Source organism: Allocoleopsis franciscana PCC 7113 (genome assembly GCF_000317515.1).
Taxonomy (GTDB): Bacteria; Cyanobacteriota; Cyanobacteriia; order Cyanobacteriales; family Coleofasciculaceae; genus Allocoleopsis; species Allocoleopsis franciscana.
The window spans coordinates 4,149,998-4,174,341 of the sequence record NC_019738.1 but is presented as its reverse complement, the minus strand read 5'-3'; the positions used below and the strand labels follow the sequence as shown (position 1 = coordinate 4,174,341).

General features: G+C 47.7%; 18 protein-coding genes. 8 read left to right on the top strand and 10 right to left on the bottom strand.

From position 1 onward, the window contains the following. Positions 1-3: 3 nt before the first annotated feature. The 5 genes from MIC7113_RS17365 to MIC7113_RS17345 all read right to left on the bottom strand — a co-directional run bounded on the left by MIC7113_RS17365 (position 4) and on the right by MIC7113_RS17345 (position 5,652). Positions 4-855 carry an ABC transporter permease gene (locus MIC7113_RS17365; protein WP_015183470.1) on the bottom strand — a complete coding sequence of 284 codons (852 nt, stop codon included), beginning with the start codon at positions 853-855 and terminating at the stop codon, positions 4-6. Positions 856-1,553: 698 nt separating this feature from the next. Further along, on the bottom strand, positions 1,554-2,549 hold the full coding sequence (locus MIC7113_RS17360) for an ABC transporter permease (RefSeq protein WP_015183469.1): 996 nt from the start codon (positions 2,547-2,549) through the stop codon (positions 1,554-1,556). A gap of 299 nt (positions 2,550-2,848) precedes the next feature. Then, the gene (locus MIC7113_RS17355; protein ID WP_015183468.1) at positions 2,849-3,985 is read right to left on the bottom strand and encodes an ABC transporter substrate-binding protein; all 1,137 of its coding nucleotides are present in this window, start codon (positions 3,983-3,985) and stop codon (positions 2,849-2,851) included. Positions 3,986-4,109: 124 nt separating this feature from the next. Beyond that, on the bottom strand, positions 4,110-4,517 hold the full coding sequence (locus MIC7113_RS17350; protein WP_015183467.1) for a hypothetical protein: 408 nt from the start codon (positions 4,515-4,517) through the stop codon (positions 4,110-4,112). Between the two features lie 4 nt (positions 4,518-4,521). Then, entirely contained in the window at positions 4,522-5,652 is a 1,131-nt protein-coding gene (locus MIC7113_RS17345) for an ABC transporter ATP-binding protein (RefSeq protein WP_015183466.1), read from the bottom strand. A gap of 336 nt (positions 5,653-5,988) precedes the next feature. Here MIC7113_RS17345 and mrdA (MIC7113_RS17340) point away from each other — a divergent pair, with 336 nt between their 5' ends. From mrdA (MIC7113_RS17340) to MIC7113_RS17325, 4 genes are all read left to right on the top strand, one after another. Further along, the gene (mrdA, locus tag MIC7113_RS17340) at positions 5,989-7,827 is read left to right on the top strand and encodes a penicillin-binding protein 2 (protein ID WP_015183465.1); all 1,839 of its coding nucleotides are present in this window, start codon (positions 5,989-5,991) and stop codon (positions 7,825-7,827) included. Positions 7,828-8,154: 327 nt separating this feature from the next. Next, positions 8,155-9,963, top strand: coding sequence for a penicillin-binding protein 2 (mrdA, locus tag MIC7113_RS17335; protein ID WP_015183464.1), 1,809 nt, complete (start codon positions 8,155-8,157; stop codon positions 9,961-9,963). A gap of 507 nt (positions 9,964-10,470) precedes the next feature. Then, a complete protein-coding gene (locus tag MIC7113_RS17330; protein ID WP_015180559.1) occupies positions 10,471-11,778 on the top strand; it encodes an NF041680 family putative transposase in 1,308 nt (435 codons plus the stop codon). A gap of 607 nt (positions 11,779-12,385) precedes the next feature. Beyond that, positions 12,386-12,925: a hypothetical protein gene (locus MIC7113_RS17325; protein WP_015183463.1), complete on the top strand. Its 540-nt coding sequence runs from the start codon at positions 12,386-12,388 to the stop codon at positions 12,923-12,925. A 184-nt stretch (positions 12,926-13,109) separates the two neighbouring features. Here the strand turns inward: MIC7113_RS17325 and MIC7113_RS17320 are convergent, their stop codons facing one another. Next, positions 13,110-13,310 (bottom strand): hypothetical protein, encoded by a 201-nt coding sequence (locus MIC7113_RS17320; RefSeq protein WP_015183462.1) that lies wholly within the window; start codon positions 13,308-13,310, stop codon positions 13,110-13,112. Positions 13,311-13,862: 552 nt separating this feature from the next. On the opposite strand from MIC7113_RS17320, the gene sir reads away from it, so the two are divergent. Further along, on the top strand, positions 13,863-15,836 hold the full coding sequence (gene sir, locus MIC7113_RS17315; RefSeq protein ID WP_015183461.1) for a sulfite reductase, ferredoxin dependent: 1,974 nt from the start codon (positions 13,863-13,865) through the stop codon (positions 15,834-15,836). A 206-nt stretch (positions 15,837-16,042) separates the two neighbouring features. Here sir and MIC7113_RS17310 read toward each other — a convergent pair whose 3' ends face one another. The 4 genes from MIC7113_RS17310 to MIC7113_RS17295 all read right to left on the bottom strand — a co-directional run bounded on the left by MIC7113_RS17310 (position 16,043) and on the right by MIC7113_RS17295 (position 18,998). Next, positions 16,043-16,441 carry a hypothetical protein gene (locus tag MIC7113_RS17310; RefSeq protein ID WP_041780107.1) on the bottom strand — a complete coding sequence of 133 codons (399 nt, stop codon included), beginning with the start codon at positions 16,439-16,441 and terminating at the stop codon, positions 16,043-16,045. Positions 16,442-16,534: 93 nt separating this feature from the next. Then, positions 16,535-17,044, bottom strand: a complete 510-nt coding sequence (locus MIC7113_RS17305; protein ID WP_015183460.1) for a hypothetical protein — start codon at positions 17,042-17,044, stop codon at positions 16,535-16,537. Positions 17,045-17,718: 674 nt separating this feature from the next. After that, entirely contained in the window at positions 17,719-18,252 is a 534-nt protein-coding gene (locus MIC7113_RS17300; protein ID WP_015183459.1) for a hypothetical protein, read from the bottom strand. A gap of 311 nt (positions 18,253-18,563) precedes the next feature. Beyond that, entirely contained in the window at positions 18,564-18,998 is a 435-nt protein-coding gene (locus MIC7113_RS17295; protein WP_015183458.1) for a hypothetical protein, read from the bottom strand. Between the two features lie 176 nt (positions 18,999-19,174). On the opposite strand from MIC7113_RS17295, the gene MIC7113_RS17290 reads away from it, so the two are divergent. The 3 genes from MIC7113_RS17290 to MIC7113_RS17280 all read left to right on the top strand — a co-directional run bounded on the left by MIC7113_RS17290 (position 19,175) and on the right by MIC7113_RS17280 (position 24,290). Then, positions 19,175-20,941, top strand: coding sequence for a S8 family peptidase (locus MIC7113_RS17290; RefSeq protein WP_015183456.1), 1,767 nt, complete (start codon positions 19,175-19,177; stop codon positions 20,939-20,941). Beyond that, positions 20,938-21,162, top strand: coding sequence for a hypothetical protein (locus MIC7113_RS17285; RefSeq protein WP_015183455.1), 225 nt, complete (start codon positions 20,938-20,940; stop codon positions 21,160-21,162). Before MIC7113_RS17290 ends, MIC7113_RS17285 begins: the two co-directional genes overlap by 4 nt. 611 nt (positions 21,163-21,773) lie before the next feature. Then, positions 21,774-24,290: a CHAT domain-containing protein gene (locus MIC7113_RS17280; protein ID WP_015183454.1), complete on the top strand. Its 2,517-nt coding sequence runs from the start codon at positions 21,774-21,776 to the stop codon at positions 24,288-24,290. Positions 24,291-24,344: the final 54 nt, after the last annotated feature.

Below are 24,344 nucleotides of genomic sequence, written 5' to 3'. Positions count from 1 at the left end.
CCATCACTTAAAACGTTTCTGCTCACTCTGATAGCGCAGCAATTCCCCAATCAATGCCACAGCACCCGATAACAAAATCAGAATTACACTCAAAGCGTTAATATCGGGTTTAACACCCGTTCGGATGCGGCTAAAAATTTCCATGGGTAAAGTGGTTGCACCCGTACCTGCCGTAAAGCTGGCAATGAGAAAGTCGTCCATACTCAGGACAAAGGCAATTAGACAACCCCCGACAATGGCTGGCATCAATTCCGGCAGCAAGACTTTGAGAAAAGCTTGAAACGGTGTTGCGCCTAAATCCAGAGCGGCTTCTTCCAGGTGAGGGTCAAGTCCCGAAATTCGGGCAGAGACATTAACGGCAACATAAGAAATACAAAATACCACATGAGCGGCGACAATCGTCCACAGACTCAGGGGTACAGCAATCACGGCGAGAAAGACAAGGGTAGCGACAGCGATCGCAATATCTGGGACAATCAGGGGTAGGTAAGAAATACCCCGGTACAACGACTTCCCTGGAAAGCGATAGCGGGCTAAACCTACCGCCATAAACGTCCCCAGCACCGCCGCAATCCCGACGGCTAAGAATGCCACCGTCAAACTATTTTGCAATGCTGTAAGGATGCGCGAGTCATCAAATAGCTTGGTATACCACTTCAGGGTAAATCCCTTCCAATTGGCGCTATAAGCCGAATCATTGAAGCTATAAAACGTCAGTACCAGGATAGGCAGGTACATATAAAAAAACATCAACGCCGAGAAAACCGCCTGCCAGGAGACGTTGAGTTTAGATTTAGCATTCAGCATATCGACAGGGATATCCTCCTCCTGTTGATACGAGAGTTTTTCTGTCATTAAGCCGTCCCCCGAATTGTCCGCGTAGCTCTTGGATATTGCTATCCTCTAGTTTACGGAACAGAGGGGGTGGAACCTCAAAAGGATGACCAGGAAGTAAAGCCTCAAAACAGGTCGTCTGTTGCAAAAATCCTTGAAAGACCCCTCCCCTTGTGAAGGGGAGGGAGCAAGATTTCAAGTTCCCCCCTTAATAAGGGGGGTTAGAGGGGTCGATGTGTAGCGGATTAAACGTGAAATGGTATCATCCATCGCTTAAGCCATACTCCCGCCGCAGTGCCTGCAACTCCTCTTACTGTTTCAGTCCCATCAGGCCATTTAATCTCAGTGTTGAGAACTGTCCAAATCTTCTTCCAAACCATTGGCACCTTCCCAGCTTATGCAGACGCGGCGTTAGCAAGAGTGAATTTCCCGCTAATCTAGCACGTCCCCTATTGAGAATCTGGCTCTCCTGGGGTTTTCCCCTTTTTTAGCCGGAGCTCATACGAGGAGGTGAGGGGGGCTGATTCATTTTCCCGAAGTCCGCCAGGGACTTAAGTCCCTGCCTAATAGTCCAAGTCGTCTAAAGACGACTACATGAGAGTTTTAGTCCACTGAAGTGGACTTGAGCTATGAGACAGGGGTTTCAACCCTTGGCGGATGATCACTTTGAGAGAATAAATCAGCCCTAGTCCTTAAAAAATAGGAAAAGGGGGTTCTGGCTAACGCTGCGATGCCGCATCCCGATCGCCATACTTAATCAAAAGTGCGATCGCCATACTCACCGCCACAATTAACAACATACTCAAGGCTGAACCAAACCCCCAGTTAGGTGTTGGCCCCAAAAATTGGTTATAAATCAAACGAGCACCCGTCATACTCGATGCCCCACCCAGTAATTCTGGATCGACAAAATCTCCCAAACCACTAATAAATACCAGCAAAGAACCCGCTGCAATTCCTGGCAAAGTTTGCGGTACCGTTACCTTCCAAAAAGTTTGAATCGGATTTGCCCCCAAATCTGCCGAAGCTTCTAATAAACGCTTGTCTAACTTCTCCAACGAAGCATATAAAATTAACACCATGTAGGGCAAATAACTATAAGCCATGCCAATTAACACCGCTGGCCATTCGTTGAGAATGTTCCACGGTAAAAGCTGTAAAAGCGGTAGAGTAGGTAAACTCAAATTCTCTAATACAAGATTGAAACTTTCCAGTAACTGATTCAAACCACCTAGTAACGGATTGAGGAAAGGCGCTAACGGTTCCAGTAAAAATGTATTGAGTACCCCTGTAGGCCGCAAAATAGTAATCCAGGCATAGGAACGCAAGAGTGAAGAAGTCCACAACGGTAAGATAAACCCCAAAAGCAGTAAATTTCGCCAACGCTTGGGTGTCATCTGAGCAATCCAGTAAGCGACAGGAAATCCCAAAATCAAACAAATCAGTGTGCTACCAATCGCAAAAAAGAGCGATCGCCCCATGACCAACAAATTTGTTGAGCTAAATACCTTGAGATAGTTGTCAATTCCTGAAGGATTAACCACCATCCCCGGCTTAATATTAGGTACCAAACTCAACTCAAAAATCACCAACGTTGGCAGCACCAACAACAGAAACAACCAAATTCCCGCCGGAGAAAGCAAGACAAAAGGTTCCACCCACTTTCCTTTAGGGCGTTTCTTTTCCGACAAAACCACCGATTCTGTACCATCCATTGCACCAGACTTGGGTAGGGAGGGGGGAGTAATATTAGTAGACACAGGTCATTACAGGGTTCAAGGAATAAAAACGTTAAAAATCCAAACCATAAACTATGAAAAAATCAAGCTAAATTCTATATATCCAAAGTTCATAAAATCTTCCACTTTAAACCACCTACTTCATCTTATGTTCCTTTGCCTCATCATTTACTGAAATTGAACTCCAAAAACTCTGCGTTCCTCTGCGTGACCCTCTGCAACCTCTGCGTTAAAAAAATAATATTCCCATGCCAACGGATTAGTATCATACTTCCTTAAGCACTCGCTAATTTAGTCCAGTATCCATCATAAACAGCACTAATCGACTCTGGAACAGGGGCAATACTTTCACAAGTTTCTAGTATGGCTTCTGGTGGAAACAGACTTTGGTTGGATTTAACATCAGGGGGTAACAACTTAAAAGCCTCTTGATTGGGTGTAGCGAAACTCAATCGTTTACAAACTTCAGCCGCCACATCCGGTTGCAACATAAAGTTAATCCAAGCGTAAGCACCTTCAACATTAGGAGCGCTTTTGGGAATCGCCAAAGTATCCATCCACAAAGAAGAACCACTTTTAGGCACGACATACTCCAAGCTTTCATTCTCTCCCATAACTTCATTAGCATCAGCGGAATAGCACATGGCTACTGATAAATCTCCACTTAAAACTTGAGGTCGCCAAGCATCAGAAGTAAATGAAGCGAGATTAGATTTTAAATCCATTAACTTTTGATAGGCTTGTTGAATGTGTTGAGGATCGGTTGAGTTATAGGAATAACCCAACATTTTCAACGTTGCCCCCATCACCTCGCGAACATCATTGAGCAATGTCATCCGCTTAGAGAGTTGCTGTTGATTTTCCCAAAGATAAGACCAATCTTCGGGTGCCTGCTTTAATTTCTTGGGATTGTAAATTAAACCCGTTGTGCCCCAGCTTACAGGTACACTGTACTGGTTGCCTGGGTCGGAAACAGGATTGCGGAACTTAGGAAATAACTGATTTAATCCCGTGATGCGAGAGGCGTCGAGTTGAGTCAATAGCCCCATTTCTGACATTTTCGACACCATATAATCAGATGGGTAGATAATGCTATAACCACCCCCACCGCCTGCCTGAAGTCGAGCCAACATGGCCTCATTAGAATCAAAGACATCGGCTACAGCTCGGAAACCCGTTTCTTTTTCAAAGCGTTTGAGTAAATCCTGATCGGTATAACCTGCCCAAGTGTAAATGTATACATCTTTTGATGCTTTTGCAGAACCTTGCTCGGTGGCTGGCGGACGCACTTCAGCCAGCGTCCAGCCACAGCCAGAAAGCGCCGTACTACTGAGCGTTGCCGAGGCGGCTAACTTTAAGAACTGACGCCGATTAGGACGTTTTAGGAATGTATCTTGATCGGGAGTAGGCACAATTGAAAAAGTTGAAGGTTTTAAGAATTTAAGGTGAAGGTTTTAAGGTTTTAAGTTGAAGGTTTTTATAGGATTAGAACTTTTTATTTGTCAACTTTTAACCAGCCAAAGTTTAATCCACTTCTTAGCAGTAGCGCACGGATTGCTCTAAAGCAAGAGGTTCATCGGTTTGGGCGTCGGTATTGTGACAGGCGAACATGGCTTTGGGGGATAGTTTTTCAAATGCCAAGTCATCTCCGTCACCTTGGAGAATGTAACCCCGCAGTTCTTTAATCGGTAACTGAGTGAATTCGTCGATTTCTTGGGTGAAGGAGCGCAAAATCAGCGAACCGGAAGGATTGCAGTCCCATAACAGTTTGGAGATGAATAATTCTTTGATGCCCCAATCGTCGCCATAGGTGACTTGTTGCCCTTGGCGCGTTAGGGTAATGACCATGGGTTCACGGTTACTATCGAGAAATGTGACAATCGCGACAGAAAAGCAGTAAGACTCCAACTCCTGTAAAAACGAACTCATGCCCGTTATTGACATGGCCTCACTCCTCCAACGCGAGACAATCAGCAGGTGCCCAACGAGCGTATACTGGAGTGTTAGTATCAGGTAATTTATGAGTGACGTTGGGTAGCCTGACGGTTATGCGATCGCCACTCTCCAACTCCACCACATAATGCACATGTGTCCCCAAGTACATCACATGCTGGAGATAACCCTCAAAGCAATTGATGGTTGACTCTGGGGGAGACAGGGAGAGACGAATTTTTTCAGGCCGTATACTGACCACCATTTCTTGAGCCTGTGCCGCCGCATGGCTGGGCGGCTTCGATTGCACAACAATCTTCAGACCTGTTGGGGTGAGAATTTGAAGCGAAGAGGCGTCTGAAGATTCGATGCGCCCCTTAAATAAATTGGTATCTCCAATAAAATCGGCGACAAAGGTCGTGCGGGGACGTTCGTAGATTTCCGTCGGGGAACCCACTTGCTCAATTTTTCCACCGCGCATCACCGCAATCCGGTCAGACAGGCTCAACGCTTCTTCTTGGTCATGGGTCACCATAATAAACGTTAACCCTAACTCTTGATGCAGATTCGACAGCTCGACCTGCATTTCCTTACGCAATTTCAAATCCAACGCCCCCAAAGGCTCATCCAACAACAACACCGCCGGTCGATTCACCAAAGCTCGTGCTAACGCCACTCGTTGCTGTTGCCCTCCAGACAGTTGCCCTGGAAACCGATTTGCGTAAGCCTCCATTTTCACTTGTTTGAGCGCTTGTTTCACCCGCTCTTCAACATCAGCGCTTTTGAGCTTTTTCAACCGCAGACCAAAGGCGATATTTTCCGACACCCTTAAGTGATTGAACAGAGCATAGCTTTGAAACACCGTATTCACCGGGCGTCGGTGTGGAGGGATATGATTCATCAGCTGCCCCTGAATCAGCACCTCTCCCGCTGAGGGGGTCTCAAAGCCAGCCACCAATCGCAGGGTTGTTGTCTTTCCACAACCCGATGGGCCGAGGATACTAAAAAATTCTCCCCGGTGAATCTGCAAGTCTACACCCCGGACAGCCGTCTCTCCAGCAAAAACTTTGAACACCTTGCGGAGTTCAACATCAAGCTCAGTCGCAGTATCCGGAGCGCGTTGTTCTTTAACGGAAGTTTGAGACATAGTGATTAGTTCAACAGCGGCGATGCCCAATTTCGAGGGCGAGTCTGTCTGTTTGGTTAAGCGTCGTTTCCCTACCTGGGATTATTTTATCTGTCTACTCGACGGTCTTGATGTATTCCGATGACCAACTCATACTTCATTGGCGTTATATTCCGCTAGTGGCGGTAGAAATACTCCGCTCACGCTAGCACTAAAATTTGGGTCACCCCCTTGCCATAAATCAAAAAACACGTATCCTCAGTTGAGGGTTGAGCCGCTTCTTCTAGCTGGGGACATCCTGCTCAACCCTCAACCCAGTCAAAACTTGTTTGGACTCCATCCTGTACGATTTCTGATATGACTGTTAATCAGCCTCCCTCCCTAGGGCGTAAACCTACCCCCCGTACTGTTGGGCGTAACTATCAATCCATCTTTGTCATGCTGTTCGTGAGCATCTTCCTCGTCGGAGGTATGAGCGCTCGCTTAGTTTATCTACAGTTGCTGGAGGGAAATCGCAACCAACAGTTGGCAGACAATAACCGGATTCGTCTGATTCCCAAGCAACCGGTTCGGGGCAATATTTTTGACCGTAAGGGTCGAGTGTTAGCTAGCAGTCGGTTGTCTCACGCGGTGTATATTTGGCCCCTTGCCCGCAAGAAGGCCGAATGGCCTGAAACCCTGAAACTCGTCTCCAAGATTTTGAATATCCCAGAAGGTGAGATTGAAAAACGTTTAGAAAAAGCCGGCTATAACTCTCCCTCACTCCTGCGGATTGCCCGTGGCATCACTCCGGCTCAGATCACAGCCATGGAAGAATACAGTAACCAACTTGAGGGGGTTGAGGTCGATATTGAAGCAGTGCGGGATTATCCCAACGGCGCTATGGCGGCTCACGTTCTCGGTTACACCGGGGAACTCAACGATGAAGAACTCGCCAAGCGTAAATCCGAAGGCTACCGCATGGGCGATATTGTCGGTCAAATGGGCGTCGAAGAAGCCTTTGAAAGCCAGCTCCGGGGCGAATGGGGAGGCCAGCAGGTCGAAGTAGATGGTGCGGGTCATGTCCTGAGGGTTTTGGGTCAGAAAAAAGCCAAATCCGGTAAGGATGTGCAGTTAACCCTGGATTTAGATGTTCAGAAAGCCGCAGAGAAGGCGTTAGGTGAGCAAAAAGGCGCAATTGTGGCTCTCAACCCAAACACAGGCGCTGTCTTAGCGATGGTCAGCCGTCCCACCTTTGACCCCAACATTTTCTCGACTCGGATTACCGCCGCCACCTGGAAGCAACTGCAAGGCAAAGGCAACCCCTTTGTTAACCGTTCGATGCGGGGCTTCCCTCCCGCGAGTACCTTTAAAGTCGTCACCGCCACCGCTGGCATGGAATCAGGTAAATACTCTCCCAGCACCATCCTCCCTACTTTTGCGGCGCTGCAAGTGGGCGGAACGGCTTTTGGGGAGTGGAACCATGCGGGCTTTGGTTCCATCGGATTTGTCAGGGCTTTGGCAATGAGCAGCAATACTTTCTTTGGTCAGATTGGTCGAGGTGCAGGCGGCCCCGCCCTGATTGAGTGGGCACGTAAGTATGGCTTTGGTCAAAAAACTGGTATTGAGCTATCGGAAGAAGCCCAAGGTTTAGTTGCCGATGCCGCCTGGAAGCAGAAGGTTTATAAATGGGACTGGACGGTTGGCGATACGGTGAATATGTCAATTGGTCAGGGCTTTACCCAGGCCACTCCCTTACAAGTAGCGGTGATGTTTGCTGTGCCAGCCAATGGGGGTTATCGGGTGAAACCTCACTTACTCAAGGATAATGAGGAGTCAAAAAGCTGGCGTCAGTCTCTCAACATCAAACCGCCGACCCTTAAGGTGATACGCCAAGGCTTGCGAGAAGTAGTGGCAGCGGGCACGGGCAAGGCGTTGAACGTCCCCGAACTCCCGCCCTCCGCCGGAAAAAGTGGCACGGCTGAAGCGCCTCCCGGAAAATCTCATGCTTGGTTTGGAGCCTATGCGCCTGCGGATAAACCAGAGATTGTGGTATTGGCATTTGCCGAACATTCTGGGGGTGGCGGCGGTTCGGTAGCCGGTCCCATGGTACGCGAAGTGATGGAGGCTTACTTTAAGCACAACAATCCAGGCTTAATCCCCAAACCGAAGTCAGAGGCTCCGACTTCTAAACCTAAACCAGCAGCTCGTAACTAGTCTAAGAAGGCAGAAGGCAGGAGGCAGGAGGCAGGAGGCAGGAGGCAGAAGGCAGGAGGCAGGAGGCAGAAGGCAGGAGGCAGGAGGGAAGAAAGTTGGTACACGAAGCTTTTATAACCTGTTTCAACTGGATAGTTATTTATGCCCCTGCACGAAGGGAATGGACAATTCATCAGACACAAGTCAAAAACCCTGATTACCTGCCCATTACCCATTCCCCATTGACCCCCTAAAAACCGAAAGTTGGGTAAATAGCACAAAAAAGTCGCAATAAACAATAGAATAGGTGAAAATTTAAACGGACTCCTGCCGGGAAAATTTTCTGATATGTCTGTCTTTCAGCCTTCTTCCGGGGGACGTAAACCGACTCCCCGCACTGTTGGGCGCAATTACCAATCTATCTTTGTCATGCTGTTCGTGAGCGCTTTCCTCGTCGGAGGAATGGGCAGTCGTTTAGCTTACCTACAGTTGATGCAAGGTTCGCGTAACCGACAGTTGGCAGAAAATAACCGGATTCGTCTGATTCCCAAGCAACCGGTGCGGGGCAATATTTTTGACCGTAAGGGTCGAGTGTTGGCCAGCAGTCGCTTGTCTTATGCGGTTTATCTGTGGCCTATCGCGCTCAAGAAGGGAGACTGGCCTCAAACCCGCCAACGCCTCTCGAAGACGTTGAATATTCCAGAAGCGGATATCCAAAAACGTGTAGAACGAGCAGGCTTTAACTCGCCCTCTCTGATCCGGATTGAACGGGACATCAGTCCGGCTCAAATTACAGCCCTGGCGGAATACAGTAACCAACTCGAAGGGGTCGAGGTGGATATTGAAGCGGTGCGGAACTACCCCAACGGCGATTTAGCGGCTCACGTCCTCGGTTACACCGGGGAACTTAATGATGAAGAGCTTGCCAAGCGTAAATCCGAAGGCTACCGCATGGGCGATATTGTCGGTCAAATGGGCGTCGAGCAGGCATTTGAGGATAAACTGCGAGGCGAATGGGGAGGTCAGCAGGTCGAGGTGGATGGCGCGGGTCAAGTCCTGAGGGTTTTGGGTCAAAAAAAAGCGAAATCCGGTAAAGATGTGCAGTTAACCCTGGATTTGAAGGTGCAGAAGGCAGCGGAAGCGGCTTTAGGGAATCGAAAGGGGGCAATTGTTGCCCTCGATCCTAATAATGGTGCTGTTTTGGCGATGGTTAGCCGTCCCACCTTTGACCCCAATATTTTCTCGACTCGGATTACCGCAGCCACTTGGAAGCAACTGCAAGGTAAAGGCAATCCCTTTGTTAACCGCTCAATGCGGGGCTTTCCTCCCGCGAGTACCTTTAAAGTCGTCACGGCAACTGCCGGGATGGAATCGGGCAAATACGCTCCGAGCACTATCCTCCCCACTTATGCGGCGCTACAAGTGGGTAATACCGCCTTTGGGGAGTGGAACAAGGCAGGCTTCGGTCCTATCGGATTTGTCAGGGCTTTGGCGATGAGCAGTAATACTTTCTTTGGTCAAATTGGCAGAGGTGCAGGCGGGCCAACACTGATTGAGTGGTCACGGAAGTATGGCTTTGGTCAAAAAACTGGAATTGAGCTATCGGAAGAAGCCCAAGGTTTAGTTGCCGATGCCGCCTGGAAGCAGAAGGTTTATAAATGGGACTGGACGGTTGGCGATACGGTGAATATGTCGATTGGTCAGGGCTTTACCCAGGCCACTCCCTTACAAGTAGCGGTGATGTTTGCTACACCCGCCAATGGTGGTTATCGGGTTAAACCTCACTTGCTCAAGGACAATGAGGAGTCAAAAAGCTGGCGCAAGTCTCTCAACATCAAACCGACTACCATCAAGGTGATACGTCAGGGCTTGCGAGAAGTGATATCGGCTGGTACGGGCAAGGCTTTAGATGTGCCATACATGCCACCTATTGCCGGGAAAAGTGGAACCGCAGAGGCTCCTCCCGGTAAGCCCCATGCTTGGTTTGGAGCTTACGCGCCTGCTGATAAACCAGAGATTGTGGTGGTGGCTTTTGCTGAACATTCTGGTGGCGGTGGGAGTAAGGTCGCAGCGCCAATGACGCTTCAAGTTCTAGAGGCTTATTTTAATAAAAAGCCTCCTCAACCCTCGAAAGATAAGCAAGCGCGGCCTAATTGAGGAACAGATTTGGGCGATACGGCGACAGTGAAGATAGGTGTCCTAGTGGAGAAACTAGAGGAAAATTAACGCTGGGTTCGTGGCTAAGCGAACAGGCATTCAATCTGTCCACATTTAGCGTCTCTATCATCACCCTTAGGCACAGGACAATCCCAAATCCATTGACTCCGCTGCTTCTTGTGAGCAAGAAGCAGCGATGTGTAATAACTGGAGTTTAGACTACGATGGCAAGGAGTGCCGAGTAGAGAAGCAGTAATTACGGCAAAAAAATTAGTCAAGTTCGCGAGTGCCAATCGCGAATAAAACTCAGCGCAATGAAACTGACATGAAATGATACAGACTTAAGCTCAAGCCGGGATGATTGCCCAGAACAAAAACTCTCGCGTGTGTCTCTCCGGTTCTGTGTTTCCGTGTCTACCCTAATCAAGAGCATCCAACCTGACATGTATAAGTCATGGGAAAGGGGAGAAAATGATAATTAACCAAAATCGATCATTTCTCCCCTGCATGAACTATAAACAACTTCAAGAATTTCGCCAACAAGTTTACGACTTAATTAACTTCGCGCAGGATGCTACTTTTGAGTTGACTGATGCTGTACTCACAACTCGCAATGTCTATAGCCTAGCTGAATTTTCTTTAAGTCCCTTTTTTCGACGGAAGTGGCCGAGCATATATGAAGCTCTACAAGACTGTAGACCGAATCGCAACAAGTTAATGCGCCTGTATATCAAACAGATACTAGTGCAGGAGCGCCCCGTTTTAGCCGTAGATCATACGGCTTGGGCAAGAGTTCATTCACCAACATTGCAAGACCGTACTTACTGCCATCAGCCAAGTGCGATCGCTTCCAACAAACCGATTAGTATCGGTCAAGGATACAGTACCATAGCTTGGATACCCGAACATAAGGGCAGTTGGGCATTACCTTTGAGACATGAGCGGATTACCAGTTGGGAGAATCCGATTAGCAAAGCTGCTTGGCAAATCAAACAAGCTTGTAAGTATTTGCCACTACGTCCGATGATTTTACTCGATAGTGAATATGGCAATGCTTCCTTGCTCAATCAAACAGCCCAGATAGAAGCCGACTTTTTGATGAGGATTCGTTCTAATCGTTGTTTATACTCAGCACCTCCTGCCTATACAGGTAAGGGACGACCCAGAAAACATGGTCAAAAATTTAAGCTCAACGACTCATCAACTTGGTGGGAAGCTACTGAAATGGTTGAAGTTGAGGACTCAAGGTTTGGGCAACTTCGAGTCCGGATGTGGCAAGACCTGCATTTTTCTGGTAGTGCTTCAATTGCTATGCAATTAATTTTAGTCGAACGTATCCTGCCGGAGCAATCACACTCAAAGTCTCAACCGTTATGGTTGGTGTGGGTAGGTCAGGAAATGCTGCCCCTGCCTGAGATTTGGCGACAATATTTACGTCGCTTTGCTGTTGACCACTGGTATCGTTTTCTTAAACAACGATTACATTGGACAGTTCCTCAACTGAGTACTCCATGCCAATGTGAAAGGTGGAGTGATTTAATGCCCATATTGACTTGGGAATTATGGTTAGCTAGAGACTTGGTGGCACAACACCACCTTCCTTGGCAAAAACCCCTGTCAAATTTAACTCCTGGGCGGGTGGCTGAGTCGTTCGCATTACTTTTACCGGAGATTGGCACACCGGCTGTCTCTCCCAAACCCCGTGGAAAGTCTCCGGGTTGGCAAGCCGGGAACAAACGTACTAAAAAAACTCGTTACCCAGTAGTGAAAAAAGGAAAAACACCACACAAAAAACGGACAAAAAAAGCTGCTTAATCTCTATTTTTTCTCTGGCTGTTCTTCTTTCTCAGCTTTTGTTATCGCTGAGTTAGTTTGTCGTAGTCTAATCTCCAGTTTATAGCAGAAGGCAGACCGGAGTTCATACAAGGGCAGAAGGCAGAAGGCTTTTATGTTTATTACTGGTACCTCGTCGTTTCAGCCGTTAGGGCTGTCCTAACCTTTATGGCGACAGCTATACAGTCAAACATAGTACTTTCTCCCCATCTCCCATCCGGATTAGGAGAAAAGCGGCCTCTGCTGTTCTTCCTTTAAAAGATATATTGTGCTGTAGCTATCTTTAACTATTAATTTAAATTTTTTGACTTGTGCCAGTTTTAAAAGAGTCCATTTACTCAGCCCAAAAAAGACTTTGAATGATAGTCAAATGGCTCCAAATAACCCTTACTTTTTAACTGAATTGTCATTTCACTTTATTATATGAGGCTTTTCGATAAATAGCCTATAATAAGCGATTTCCCCGGCCTTTAAAAAATGAGATCATGCCAAAAAACTTTTTTCACTTTGTTGGAACTTTTGGATTCTTCCCAACGACTTGGATAATAACAACGCAACGATACACTCTAACTCCTGGATAGAAGGAATTATGAAACTCACACTTAAGTCAATTGTCACCTTTGCCGCACTAGCTGTTACCGTAATTGCTCCTACTGTACTCTCTGCAAGTAGAGCCTCTGCTGACCCCGTTAAAGGCACAAAAGCTGACTACATCGGCGCTGGTGTATCAGCAGGTGTAACCAATGGGGGTAGTGCAACAGGTGGGGATGCTGCAACCTTGGGTGGCAATATTCAAGGCCGTTTAACAACTCAAAAGGCACCCGTTTCCGTACGTGGGGCTGTCCTATTTAGCGATGATACCAGCGCTATCATGCCAATCGTTACCTATGATGTTCCTATCGCTAAGAACACGAACGTTTATGTTGGTGGTGGATATTCTTTCGTCGAAAAACAAGGACAAGCTACACCGTTGGGTAACAAGAATGCTCCCGTTGTGACTGTTGGTGCCGAATCTCAACTTGGTCAAAATCTAGTGATCTATGGTGACACCAAGTGGGGTGTTGATGCTTACCAAAATAGCCCTGCTGATGCTGTCAGTTTCCAAGCAGGTGCTGGCTTCAAATTCTAAGTCAGTTCTTCCTCTTGAGTGATCAGCTCTTTTCAGTTAACACCCTAAGCACACCCTTCACTGAGTAAAAAAAGTTTTCAGACAGGCTTTACTAGCCTGTCTATTCTATTTTGGGGGCAACCCTTGGGCTTTATCTCTGATAACTGATGACCTTGCTAATCGATAACCCTTTTAGGTTCACCTACTAATCGATAACATTCAGCCAACCTCGACGTGAGGCATGAATCAATCGCTTAACCAAGCGATTTTGTTGGGAATTGAGTGCCGCCTCATGACTAAGCGACTGGAGTTGATGTAATTGAGTCCGAGAAATCTGGCGAGAACACAGAGACTCACTATATATTTCTTCAAGAATTGAAGGAAAGTGATAGAAAGCGTGCATCATTTAGAGTTCAAAAAATTAAAGTGTTAAAAAATGTAATAACCAAGTCTTCTAGAATACCTGTTATTATCTAATTTTATTTAACCAAAGTCTTCTTCCATCTGGGAGATTTGACAAGGCAGAGGAAAGCACAGATTAACTTTTGTATGTAGGTATTTTTTACTAGGTCGTTGAGAAGTGACCTCAGAAGATTCTATGGCTGAGGTTGATGACACTGACACGGTGGTGTAAACCTGTAAAGAAAAGGTAGCTTCAGCCTAGATGAACCTGATGAGAGCGGGGGCAGGGAAAAGGCTGAATACTTTGAGGATAGGTGATTGCCCTCGATTCCTTGACTTAAAGTTGATGAAGCGATCGCAAATGATTTGCACTCTTAATCGTGAGGGGTTACCCTAGCAATGTGCGTTAAAGAGCGTATAAACTAACGCTGGCGTAGATTTTAGGATTTCTAAAGCTAAGCTTAGATTTATCAAAGATAAGATTAAGATAGATTATTTACCGTAATCCCGCCCGATTAACCGGAATAAAATTCATCCGTTTTGACTTGTAGCTCCAATGGTTAACTCTCCGACTTCCCCCTCAGTACAAAAACGATCTAAAAATGAAGCACTCAAAGAGCGCAGTAACTACTTACGTGAACCAGTAGCCACTGAGCTGTTGCAAGACACTACGCGCTTCACAGAAGATGCCATTCAAATTCTCAAGTTTCATGGCTCTTACCAGCAGGACAACCGGGATAATCGAGCCAAGGGTCAGGAAAAAGACTATCAGTTCATGCTACGTACCCGTAGTCCAGGCGGGTTCATTCCCCCTGAACTGTATCTTACCCTCGATCGCCTATCCCAAGAATATGGCAACCATACCCTCAGAGCCACCACTCGCCAAGGCTTTCAAATTCACGGCATTCTCAAAAAGAACCTGAAAACCGTATTCGCCTCCATTATCCGCAGCATGGGGTCAACCTTGGGGGCTTGTGGTGACTTAAACCGCAATATCATGGCTCCCCCGGCACCCTATAAAAATCGACCGGAATATCAGTATGCCTGGGAGTATGCCAATCATATTGCCGACTTGCTCACTCCTCAGACCGGCGCTTATTACGAGCTTTGGTTGGATGGCGAAAAGGTCATCAGTGCTGAGGAAGCGCCTGAAGTGAAGGCGGCGCGGGAACGCAATCTCAACGGAACCAACTTACCCGATCCAGAGGAACCGATTTACGGGCAACATTACATGCCCCGGAAGTTTAAGATTGCGGTGACAGTACCGGGGGATAACTCGATTGACCTCTACACTCAAGATGTCAGTCTAGTCGTCATTACCAATAAAAAGGGAAAACTAGAGGGATTCAATGTTCTGGCGGGTGGCGGTTTAGGACGCACTCACAATAAAGAAGATACGTTTGTCCGGATGGCGGACGCGATTGGCTATGTATCGAAGGAAGATGTCTACGACTTAGTCAAGGCGATTGTAGCGACACAACGGGATTATGGCGATCGCGCCAATCGCCGTCATGCCCGAATGAAATATCTCCTTCAGGATTGGGGTGTGGAGAAGTTCACTGCCAAAGTTGAGGAATACTTCGGCAAGAAAATTGCCCCCTACAAACCCCTACCTGCCTTCAAATACCAGGACTATCTGGGATGGAATGAACAGGGAGATGGCAAGCTATTTTTGGGAATTTCCGTTGAGAATGGTCGGGTGAAAGATGAAGGCACCTTCCGACTCAAATCAGCGCTGCGAGAAATTGTTCAGCAATATTCCCTACCAATGCGCCTGACAGGCAATCACAATATCATCCTTTATGATATTGAACCTTCCCAGCAATTGGCGATCGAGCAGCTTCTGGAGCAACATGGCATTCAAATTTCTCCCGAAGGAATTGAACCCTTAGTCCGTTATTCCATGGCGTGCCCAGCCCTCCCGACCTGCGGGTTAGCCATTACGGAGTCAGAACGAGCGATTCCGGGCATCTTGGAGCGAATTCGAGCGCTTTTAGACAAAGTGGGTTTAGAAAACGAGCATTTTGTCGTGCGAATGACCGGTTGCCCCAATGGTTGTGCTCGCCCTTATATGGCAGAGTTAGGCTTTGTCGGTAGTGCGCCGGAGAGTTATCAAGTGTGGCTGGGAGGTTCACCCGATCAGACACGGTTGGCACAAGCCTATGTGGATCGGATGCCCATTCATGAGTTGGAATTGTTCTTAGAACCGATTTTCGTCTTCTTTAAGAAAGAGCGTAAAGCCGGGGAGAAGTTCGGCGATTTTTGCGATCGCGTCGGTTTTGACGCCATCCGCCAATATACGGTTGAGTATGAGTCTCCTAAACTCAATTCTCAATCTGATACGGGTTTAGTGAATGAAGTTATTAAGCCAGAACCCTCGGCAATACCTGTTGCCAGCGGAAAAACACGCTATCGGGTTGGTGTGCGGGATGAACTCTACAAACGTCTCAAAAATGTGGCTACAAAGCAAGGGAAGACGATGACTGAGCTAGCGGCGGAAGCGTTGGAAGCTTACTTAAAGGACATTTAGAACCCTTTGTCGGTAGATAAAAGAGTGGTGCTGTCACGGAGTTGAACCTCAGTGACAGCTTTTTTTACAACAAAGCCTATGAGGTTTTCGTTGATTGCAAAAAAAGGCAGTAGATTCCTCCTCTACTGCCTCTTGTACTACTCGTAGTAACTAACTCTTAGCCCAAACCCATCACTAATCCCTAAAACAATGCCCTCTATGAGGCATTAGTAGTAGTTTTCCTGATCGGCTGGGTCACCGTAGGGGTCTTCGCTAGCAGGGCGAACATCTCCGAATTGCTCATAAATACCATCGGCTGGGTCACCGTAGGGGTCTTCACTAGCGGGGCGAACATTACCGTAGGAACTGTAATCGGCTGGGTCACCGTAGGGGTCTTCGCTAGCAGGGCGAACATCTCCGAATTGCCCATACATACCATCTGCTGGGTCACCGTAGGGGTCTTCACTGGCAGGACGGACATTACCGTAGGAACCGTAATCTGCTGGGTCACCGTAGGGGTCTTCACTGGCGGGGCGAGGCTGCTGATAGTAGTCACCCTCTTCTGGAACTTGCCCTTCATCTCCAGTGACCGCGTCTATTACCTTTTTGAAAAATCCATCCACCATAATAAATCTCCGTTTTTTTATGTCGTTCTCGCCGTTGGACTTTGGTCTTTTTGGCGTCGCTGATGTTAAACCTTGGTGTTAGCCAGAATTGAATTACTGTGCTCCGGATGGAACTAGATCTGTTAGGTCGCGACCTGTGGGTTGATTGTTATATCCTTGGAAGTCACGATATTGCTGTGCTTCAGATTCTGGTACTTGAATTCCACCCGGCGGTGGTGTTACCCAGTGAGCGCGATTTTGGGCATCGCGATAGTAAACACGCCCATTCTTGGAAAGGTAGTACTTGCCCTGCGCTCCCTGCTCTTGCTTGTTTTTGTGCCGATTATAGAGGTAGTAAAGTGCAGCAGCCCCAGCCAAGATAGCCACTTTTTGACCGGTTGATATTCCTTTTTTGGCTTGAGGTGGGTTACCTGTTCTCGCTTGGGGTTGGTTCCCAGGGGCTGGATAGGTTTGTGCCCCGCTCCTGGTGTCATCAACCGGTGGTGGTGGTGTCGTCCTGGTGTCACTGGCGCAACCCGCGAAGAAGGGCACTCCTAGTAAGACTGAAAGCAACAACGCTGTTGGACGTAAATATTTTCGCGGTTTTGGATAGATAGTGTTCATGGGAACTGATCACCCTTTTAAAGACTGTCTATTGTCTATTTGGGAATTTACGAACCAGCGCTGTGTTCAAATCTTGTTAGCCTTTCCAGCCGAACAAAAAATACAAAATTTACTGAAAAGAGTTTATTTTGTAGTTATTTTGCAACAGCACTGAAACTTTTTAACTGGACTTATTCTTACTAAATTCCTAAGTTTTTTCATCTAGCTATAGATAGAAACTCTATTTATTAAGTATTTCTAAGGGAGTATGGCGCTTTTCAAAAAAATAGATAGAAATATAACTGTTTTTAATCCAATTTGCATTTAACTTGCATCTTTCTAAACAAATGATAAAAGCTCTCTAGTCCTCTTCCAGGCTCGTCCGCAGCCTTAACAAGCAAATTAAATGTGTAATACCAATTGGGTATAAGAGTGACACGTTTCACCCCCCCAGCCCCCCTGATCAAGGGGGGAGCAAAAGAGAATATGTGCCAAACTCAAACCCAATTGGTATAACAACTTTACTCAACTTAAAACAAGAGGGGCAGGATATTATCCTGACCCTCCTAATAGCCTATGGAAATTTTGCACACACAATGACCCAGTGCAAAGAAAAGCTAATCAGAAACGAACCTTGCTCCCAACTCCAGACTTTTCCCCTACACAGGTTTCATCCCATTTACCGCCTGAAGAGATTAGCGATTCATGTTGTTATCTACACCCTGAGGTCTGACCCCACTGCCGGGATAGCCTGCACCGGTCGTGGAACCCCCATTGTCCATATTAGAACCCTCCTGAGATGGAGTTTGATTTTGGAAGTTACCTGCTGGATTATTAGAGTCTTGATTCATGTTGTTATCTACACCCTGAGGTCTGACTCCAGTTCCAGGATAGCCTGCACCCGTGGTTGAGTTCCCCTCTCTCAAAGAACTTGATTGAGGTGCTGTTCTTCTATATTGGGTATCTCCGCCCCAATTAGAAGATTGTCCATTCATTCGCCCTCTGGCACAATAATAACCTCCCCCAGAAGTAGCATTCCCTTCGTAGCCTCCACAAACGTTATCGAGTTCATTTTCGGGCATACCCTGGGCCACTAATTGTTGATTCATATCACCTGCGTTAGGGGTGACTTGTGCAAATCCGGGAAGACCCAAGAAAGCACTAGCCGTCGCAACACCTACTAGGCTAAATATTTTTTTGATTGAACTTTTATGATGCTGTACGTTCATGGATATCTCCTTGGTTTTAGGCAAAAGTAAGCTAGAGCTTTTCTGCCCTTTCGTTGAATTTAAACAATTGTTGATTAATTGGGATATTCAGACTAAGCTATCTGAATTCACAAGAAGTAGAGACAAATTTTTAAAGTCTCTTATGCTTATTACCTTAACTTTGTGGGTTTGGTGAAGCGTCCACCTAAGGAGTTATCTGAAGTTAAGTTAAAATTGTTCCTCAAGATACAGAAAATCCTCCGTCACAAAGATAGATAATCTTCGACGAGGAATCAACCTTGAGAACGTCAATAACGGTTTACCTCTAGACCCTATTCGGCGGGTTCGAGCCGCAATCGTTTTAATTGTTGCTGTAAAAACTTTCCCCATTCAGCGGCGAGGGGAACTTCTGTAAAAGGAACCTTGATGGAGGCAGCGGGTTCAGGACGCAGAAACTCAAGAGCGATCGCACGACCTTTTTGTGGTGGTTTGTCTAAGTCCGCCGTCTGATTATCCACTAGCAAGTGAATCGCTTGCACATCTTGAAGCGAGAAGGTTTCTATCTCAACAGGCCCTTGGCGTGTGGGTTTTCCCCACGTTAAATCACTGCCTTTTTGACCCAGTACGGCATAAATATCGTACTTCGCCCGCTCAAACTGAGACGCCCAGTGGCGATAGGCTTCGACTTTTTGGTATTCGTTCCAACCTGACCAAGCCAGCCAGATAAAGACTGCTAGTAAAGGTAACCAGAGTAAACCGCGTTCCATCTTGGGTTATTTTTCCCACCCTGTAGCAACAGTAATTGCACTTCTCTTCAGCCTACCCTTGATTGGCACTTTTGCTTCTAGCCTATCAACGTTAAACATAATGCAACATCAGATCTCACCAGGAGGCACATGAGCTATGGTAGTGGTTAAACTGGCGCGACAGCGGACGGGTTGCCATGAGAAAGTTTTTGATAGCGTGTTTGTTTATATTGGGGCTGCTTTTTGCCCCATTTAACTTTAAGGGTTTAGCGAATCAGGGAGAGTATGAGTCGATTGTGCTGGACTTTCGGGAAGATGTGCCAGCGGCTGAGATTGCGGCGAAAGTCAATTTACTGGCTGCACAGTACGGACTGGAACCTCGCCTGAATAGTGAATTTTCAGCTCCTGATCATGTCTATATTGCCAGAGGCGATCGCCAAACCATCAGTAAACTGAAAAAGTTAGGTTTCGGCAAGCTGACGGAATTTATTGAACCGAACTATATCTACAAAGCCTTCGACGTACCCAACGACCCCGACTACGGTCAACAGTGGAACCTAAGGCAGATTAATGTTGAATCGGCATGGGACGATACAAAGGGCAGTGGTGTCACAGTTGCAGTCATTGACACCGGCATTAGCCCTGTCCCCGATTTAAAAGATACCCAGTTTGTCAAAGGTTACGACTTCGTCAACGACCAAATCGAAGCATTCGATGACAATGGTCATGGTACTCACGTTGCTGGGACAGTCGCTCAATCCACCAACAACAATTATGGTGTTGCCGGGATTGCTTATGAAGCAACTCTAATGCCGTTAAAAGTATTGAGTGGCAGTGGCGGCGGTACAGTAGCGGATATTGCCGAATCGATTCGCTTTGCCGCTGACAACGGTGCGGATGTGATTAATATGAGTCTCGGTGGCGGCGGTGAAAGTCAGTTGATGAAAGAAGCGATTGACTACGCCCATCAAAAAGGAGTTGTCATCATCGCAGCGGCTGGTAATTCCAATGACAATTCAGCTTCTTACCCCGCCCGCTATCCTCATGTTATCGGCGTTTCCGCTCTGGATTCGGCTGGAGTTAAAGCCCCCTACTCCAACTTTGGCGCAGGTGTGGATATCTCAGCACCTGGCGGTAGCGAAGTCGGTAAGATTTTACAAGAGACTATTGACCCACAAACTGGTGAACCCATTTTCGCTGGCTTGCAAGGAACCAGTATGGCCTCTCCCCACGTTGCCGGAGTGGCAGCTTTAATTAAAGCGGCGGGTATCCAAGAACCGGATGAAATTGCCGATGTTTTGACAAAATCAGCACGAGTAATTCAACAAGACCCCCTCAATCACTTTGGTGCCGGTCATCTGGATGCTGCTGCGGCTGTGAAGTTGGCAATCAAAGGACAAATCACCTTCAAGGACTTCTTCCGCTGGTTACGGGATAACGGTTATCTCAATCCTCGTTTCTGGATTGACGGCGGAACCGTGATGTTACTACCTAAAATCGCGATGGTTCTGGGTTCTTATCTTCTGGCATGGTTCCTGCGGAATTACTTACCGTTCTGGGGTTTGTCACTCACCACCGGGTTAGTGGCAGGCAGTTCTGGATTGTTTGTCCTGCGTGGTCTTTATATCTTTGACTTACCGCAATGGCCGTTCCGAGTGATGGGCAGTTCCATTCCCGAACTGGGTAGCGCCATTCAAGGTAGCAGTATGCTCAACCCAATTTTTGCCAGCGTGCTGATTCCCTTTATCTTAGTGACGTTGCTGCTCGGACATAAAGAATGGAAGTGGGTAGCAATTGGGTCTGCCCTCGGTGTTGCTAGTTGTTTGGCGGTGAGTGCCGTGATGTCACCCAGCCTCTTGTGGTTGGGTAGTGGTGTTGTTGCTCGCGTCTTCCTCGTTGCCAATGCCCTCCTGTGCTTTGGACTGGCCTATCTAGCCTCGAAAGGAGAAATGCAAAAAGCATGAGTATTAGTGTAAAAGGTGTTATCGAACGCAAAGGACTAGGGACAGGTACTTGGGCACTGGTTAGCGACTCTGGGGAAACTTATGAACTGAAGGATGCCCCGGATGAGTTAAAGAAATCTGACCTCAAGGTCAAGGTTGAAGGACAGGTACGAGATGACGTGATGACCATCGCCATGATTGGCCCAGTTCTGGAAGTCAAGTCTTTTAAGGTACTCGATTAGTCGAGAGAGTCGGGATACGACCGATTCTCTACATTAATCTTGTGAGCGGAAAGCCAATCAGAAACACGGTACTCGCTCACACCCGTGTGAAAACTCGCCTACCCAGCCATTGTTGGGTGGGCAGGTTTTTTGTAGCGGAGTAGACAGCTTGACAAAGTGCGCTCAGACAGCTTGGTCTTTGCGCCCTACAATAGTGAACGAGGTATTAGGCAAAAAAAATTTATCTGAAGTAGGAAGGGTAAAGTATGAAGTATAAAGTCCGGAGACCTTTTGGGTTAGAGAACCCTACCGACCAGCCTTGTTGGGTAGCTCTTGACAGGGCGGGAGCCTCAAACTCCCTTTAAGTCGGATGAAATAGGACTTTCTTGCTTCATCCTTCCGCCTTGAATACCGTTTTTAAGTTTAATCCCTCAGTTCTTACTTCCCATTAAAAAAAAATCCCCGACTCAAACCGGTGAGCCAGGGAACGTCAATCAGGGTGCATCTACCATTCCACTCTTCCGAGATGGGTCGTAGTCATCCGGAAAAATTTGGGAAACTTTCAGGCAATTGAAGGTATCTAAGAATAGATAGGGGTATTGCATCCTCAAGCCTTTTCACGATTCAGCTCAATGTCCTCGAATTTAAGCAGGATTGATCCAGTAGCAGTGGCACAGGAATTTCACATCTCTGTGACTCCCTTAGGAGAAGACGAATATTTGGTGCGAATTGAACGCGTCGCCCCAGGAGTTCCCTTAGCAGAAGAGCAAGTTCACTGGCCTGTGGAGCATTGGCTATCTCAGGCGCGTCAACTGATGAATGACCCACTCTTGGGCTTGTTGCAGGGAGGTGGGGCGTTTACCGAAGATGTCTTTTTCTTGTCGGAATGGGATGAACCCGCCAATCCATCCACCCAAAACTTGGTTGAGCTAGGCCATGAACTCTACAATGCTCTATTTCAAGGTAGCTTGAGAGATAGCTGGATGATGGCGCAAGCGATCGCCCAAAATCAACGTCAGGTTTTGCGGCTGCGCCTAGGACTGAAGGGAACACGTTTACCTCGTTTGCCTTGGGAAGTCATGCACGCGGGCGATCGCCCCTTAGCCACTGGGATCGATGTCGCTTTCTCCCGTTACCAATTGGGGCCAGGACTTTGGAACCCGACGCAGCGATTTCTCTCCTCACCGAATCAACCCCTGAAAATCCTAATGGTGATTTCAGGTCCTAGTGACCAGGAAATGTTAGAACTGGCGCAAGAAGCCAGCCACCTACAAGAAGAACTGCAAAGACGGACTCCCAATGGCCCCCCCGCCATTCAACTAACGGTTCTGGAACAGCCGGGACGGGAACAGCTCACTCAAGCCTTGGAACAAGGTCAATATCAAGTTTTCCATTACGCCGGTCACAGTAATTTGGGTGACTCCGGCGGAGATGTTTATCTAGTCAGTAATAGAACCGGTCTTACAGAAACCCTGAACGGCGACGATTTAGCGGGATTGCTCGTCAATAACGGTGTTCAGCTAGCCGTGTTTAACTCCTGTCGGGGTGCCTATACCGCCACATCCAAGGCTATAGAGAATGGGAAAGAGCGAAATCTGGCAGAAGCGTTGGTAAAACGAGGAATTCCCGGTGTTTTAGCCATGGCTGAGCGGATTCCCGATGAGGTAGCTCTGACCCTGACACGCCTGCTTTACCGCAATCTCAATCAAGGCTATCCCATTGATCTGAGCCTAAGTCGGGCAAGGCAGGGATTGATTTCTGCTTACGGCTCAAACCAGTTGTATTGGGCGCTACCGGTTCTCTATCTCCATCCAGAGTTCGATGGTTTCCTGTCGAATGACACCCAAGAGAAACGGGAAGAACTGTTTGTGATCCCCGAACTTCCTGACACACCCTTGGTGCCGAAAACGGAGGATATCATCTTTACCCGCTCTGCCAGACCCCCACTTCCCCCCGATGATGAGGATGAGCTAGACAGCTTTTTCCTGGATTTAAAGGGTTCAGACGCGCCAGATGAGGAAAACCCAGCGGACTTTATTCGGGGTTTGCTCAATCAGATAGAACCGTCGTCTCCACCGACTCCGGAAGTGGTGCGGCCTCATATTGAGGCGGATCAGGGGGCGCAAAATCGCTCAGAGGCGGTGAGTTGGGAATTACCCGCCCATGCCTCTGACCCCACACCGACTGCACAGGGGGAATCCATTACGGCATCTTCTGGGGCAACTGGCGCATCATCGGCTCAACCGGATACTCGTACCAGCACCACCCAAGCCGTTGAACAAAGACCCTCCCAGGGTGTAAATCGTGGGTGGCAAAAGTTACGTGGGATTCCTAGGGTGTGGCTCGTGATCGGGGCGATGGGAGCCTTAGCGATCGCCCTATTAGGCTTTTTAATCTTCCAAAACCGTAACCCCCAAATTGGGGATATGACTCAGCAAAATCCTTCCACTCCAACTCTACCTACCGATGGGACGAAGAGTTCTCTGGCAAAACTGGATACCCCCAATGTAACAGCGATCGCGATCGAACAGTTCAGCCAGGAAAATATCCCGACAGGACTCAATGCTGTTGAGGAATTACTGAATCGAGAAGCTTTGCCACCGGCGGAAGCGGCTTTGGCGGCTGTTCCGGTCACGAAACTCGATGACCCAGCCGTGTCTTTCTTAAGAGGGCGTTTGGCATGGCAGTCACTCAAAAAAGAACAAAGCGAAAGAGGGAGCAAAAACTACGATCTCAGTGATGCCCGAAAATACTGGGAAATGGCTCGCAAGGGGAATCCCAAGTCGGTTCCTTACCTGGCGGCACTGGGGTTTGCCTATTATACGGAAGGTAATTATGGTCGCGCCAACAATGCCTGGTTTGAGGCGCTGCAACTGAAAACTGCCTCCCAATCGGGGGGCAATGTTCCACAAGCCACTCCCGACCAAGAAACCCTGACGATCTATGCCGGGTTGGCATTGGGACTGCGGCAAGAAGCTCAAAAACAGCCAACCGCTCAACGGGCTAGCCTGTTGAGCAAATCCCTGAATATGCGCCAATATGTGCTGAGTAATGACCCGGTTAATTTTCAACCCGACGCCCTGAGCCAAAATTGGCTGTGGACGGAAAAGGCGATTCAAGATTGGCGATCGCTTTTAGCGGCAAAGTAGCCCTGGCTCCAAAAGTGGATGCTGAGAATGCATCCATTTTCCAAGGGCTAACCC

What these genes read in the sequence shown, in the direction of transcription:
- MIC7113_RS17300 (WP_015183459.1), bottom strand. Translation starts at nt 18,252, where the DNA reads ATGAACGTACAGCATCATAAAAGTTCAATCAAAAAAATATTTAGCCTA.
- mrdA (WP_015183465.1), top strand. Translation starts at nt 5,989, where the DNA reads ATGACTGTTAATCAGCCTCCCTCCCTAGGGCGTAAACCTACCCCCCGT.
- MIC7113_RS17320 (WP_015183462.1), bottom strand. Translation starts at nt 13,310, where the DNA reads ATGATGCACGCTTTCTATCACTTTCCTTCAATTCTTGAAGAAATATAT.
- sir (WP_015183461.1), top strand. Translation starts at nt 13,863, where the DNA reads ATGGTTAACTCTCCGACTTCCCCCTCAGTACAAAAACGATCTAAAAAT.
- mrdA (WP_015183464.1), top strand. Translation starts at nt 8,155, where the DNA reads ATGTCTGTCTTTCAGCCTTCTTCCGGGGGACGTAAACCGACTCCCCGC.
- MIC7113_RS17325 (WP_015183463.1), top strand. Translation starts at nt 12,386, where the DNA reads ATGAAACTCACACTTAAGTCAATTGTCACCTTTGCCGCACTAGCTGTT.
- MIC7113_RS17290 (WP_015183456.1), top strand. Translation starts at nt 19,175, where the DNA reads ATGAGAAAGTTTTTGATAGCGTGTTTGTTTATATTGGGGCTGCTTTTT.
- MIC7113_RS17350 (WP_015183467.1), bottom strand. Translation starts at nt 4,517, where the DNA reads ATGTCAATAACGGGCATGAGTTCGTTTTTACAGGAGTTGGAGTCTTAC.
- MIC7113_RS17295 (WP_015183458.1), bottom strand. Translation starts at nt 18,998, where the DNA reads ATGGAACGCGGTTTACTCTGGTTACCTTTACTAGCAGTCTTTATCTGG.
- MIC7113_RS17360 (WP_015183469.1), bottom strand. Translation starts at nt 2,549, where the DNA reads ATGGATGGTACAGAATCGGTGGTTTTGTCGGAAAAGAAACGCCCTAAA.
- MIC7113_RS17280 (WP_015183454.1), top strand. Translation starts at nt 21,774, where the DNA reads ATGTCCTCGAATTTAAGCAGGATTGATCCAGTAGCAGTGGCACAGGAA.
- MIC7113_RS17305 (WP_015183460.1), bottom strand. Translation starts at nt 17,044, where the DNA reads ATGAACACTATCTATCCAAAACCGCGAAAATATTTACGTCCAACAGCG.
- MIC7113_RS17365 (WP_015183470.1), bottom strand. Translation starts at nt 855, where the DNA reads ATGACAGAAAAACTCTCGTATCAACAGGAGGAGGATATCCCTGTCGAT.
- MIC7113_RS17310 (WP_041780107.1), bottom strand. Translation starts at nt 16,441, where the DNA reads ATGGTGGATGGATTTTTCAAAAAGGTAATAGACGCGGTCACTGGAGAT.
- MIC7113_RS17285 (WP_015183455.1), top strand. Translation starts at nt 20,938, where the DNA reads ATGAGTATTAGTGTAAAAGGTGTTATCGAACGCAAAGGACTAGGGACA.
- MIC7113_RS17345 (WP_015183466.1), bottom strand. Translation starts at nt 5,652, where the DNA reads ATGTCTCAAACTTCCGTTAAAGAACAACGCGCTCCGGATACTGCGACT.
- MIC7113_RS17330 (WP_015180559.1), top strand. Translation starts at nt 10,471, where the DNA reads ATGAACTATAAACAACTTCAAGAATTTCGCCAACAAGTTTACGACTTA.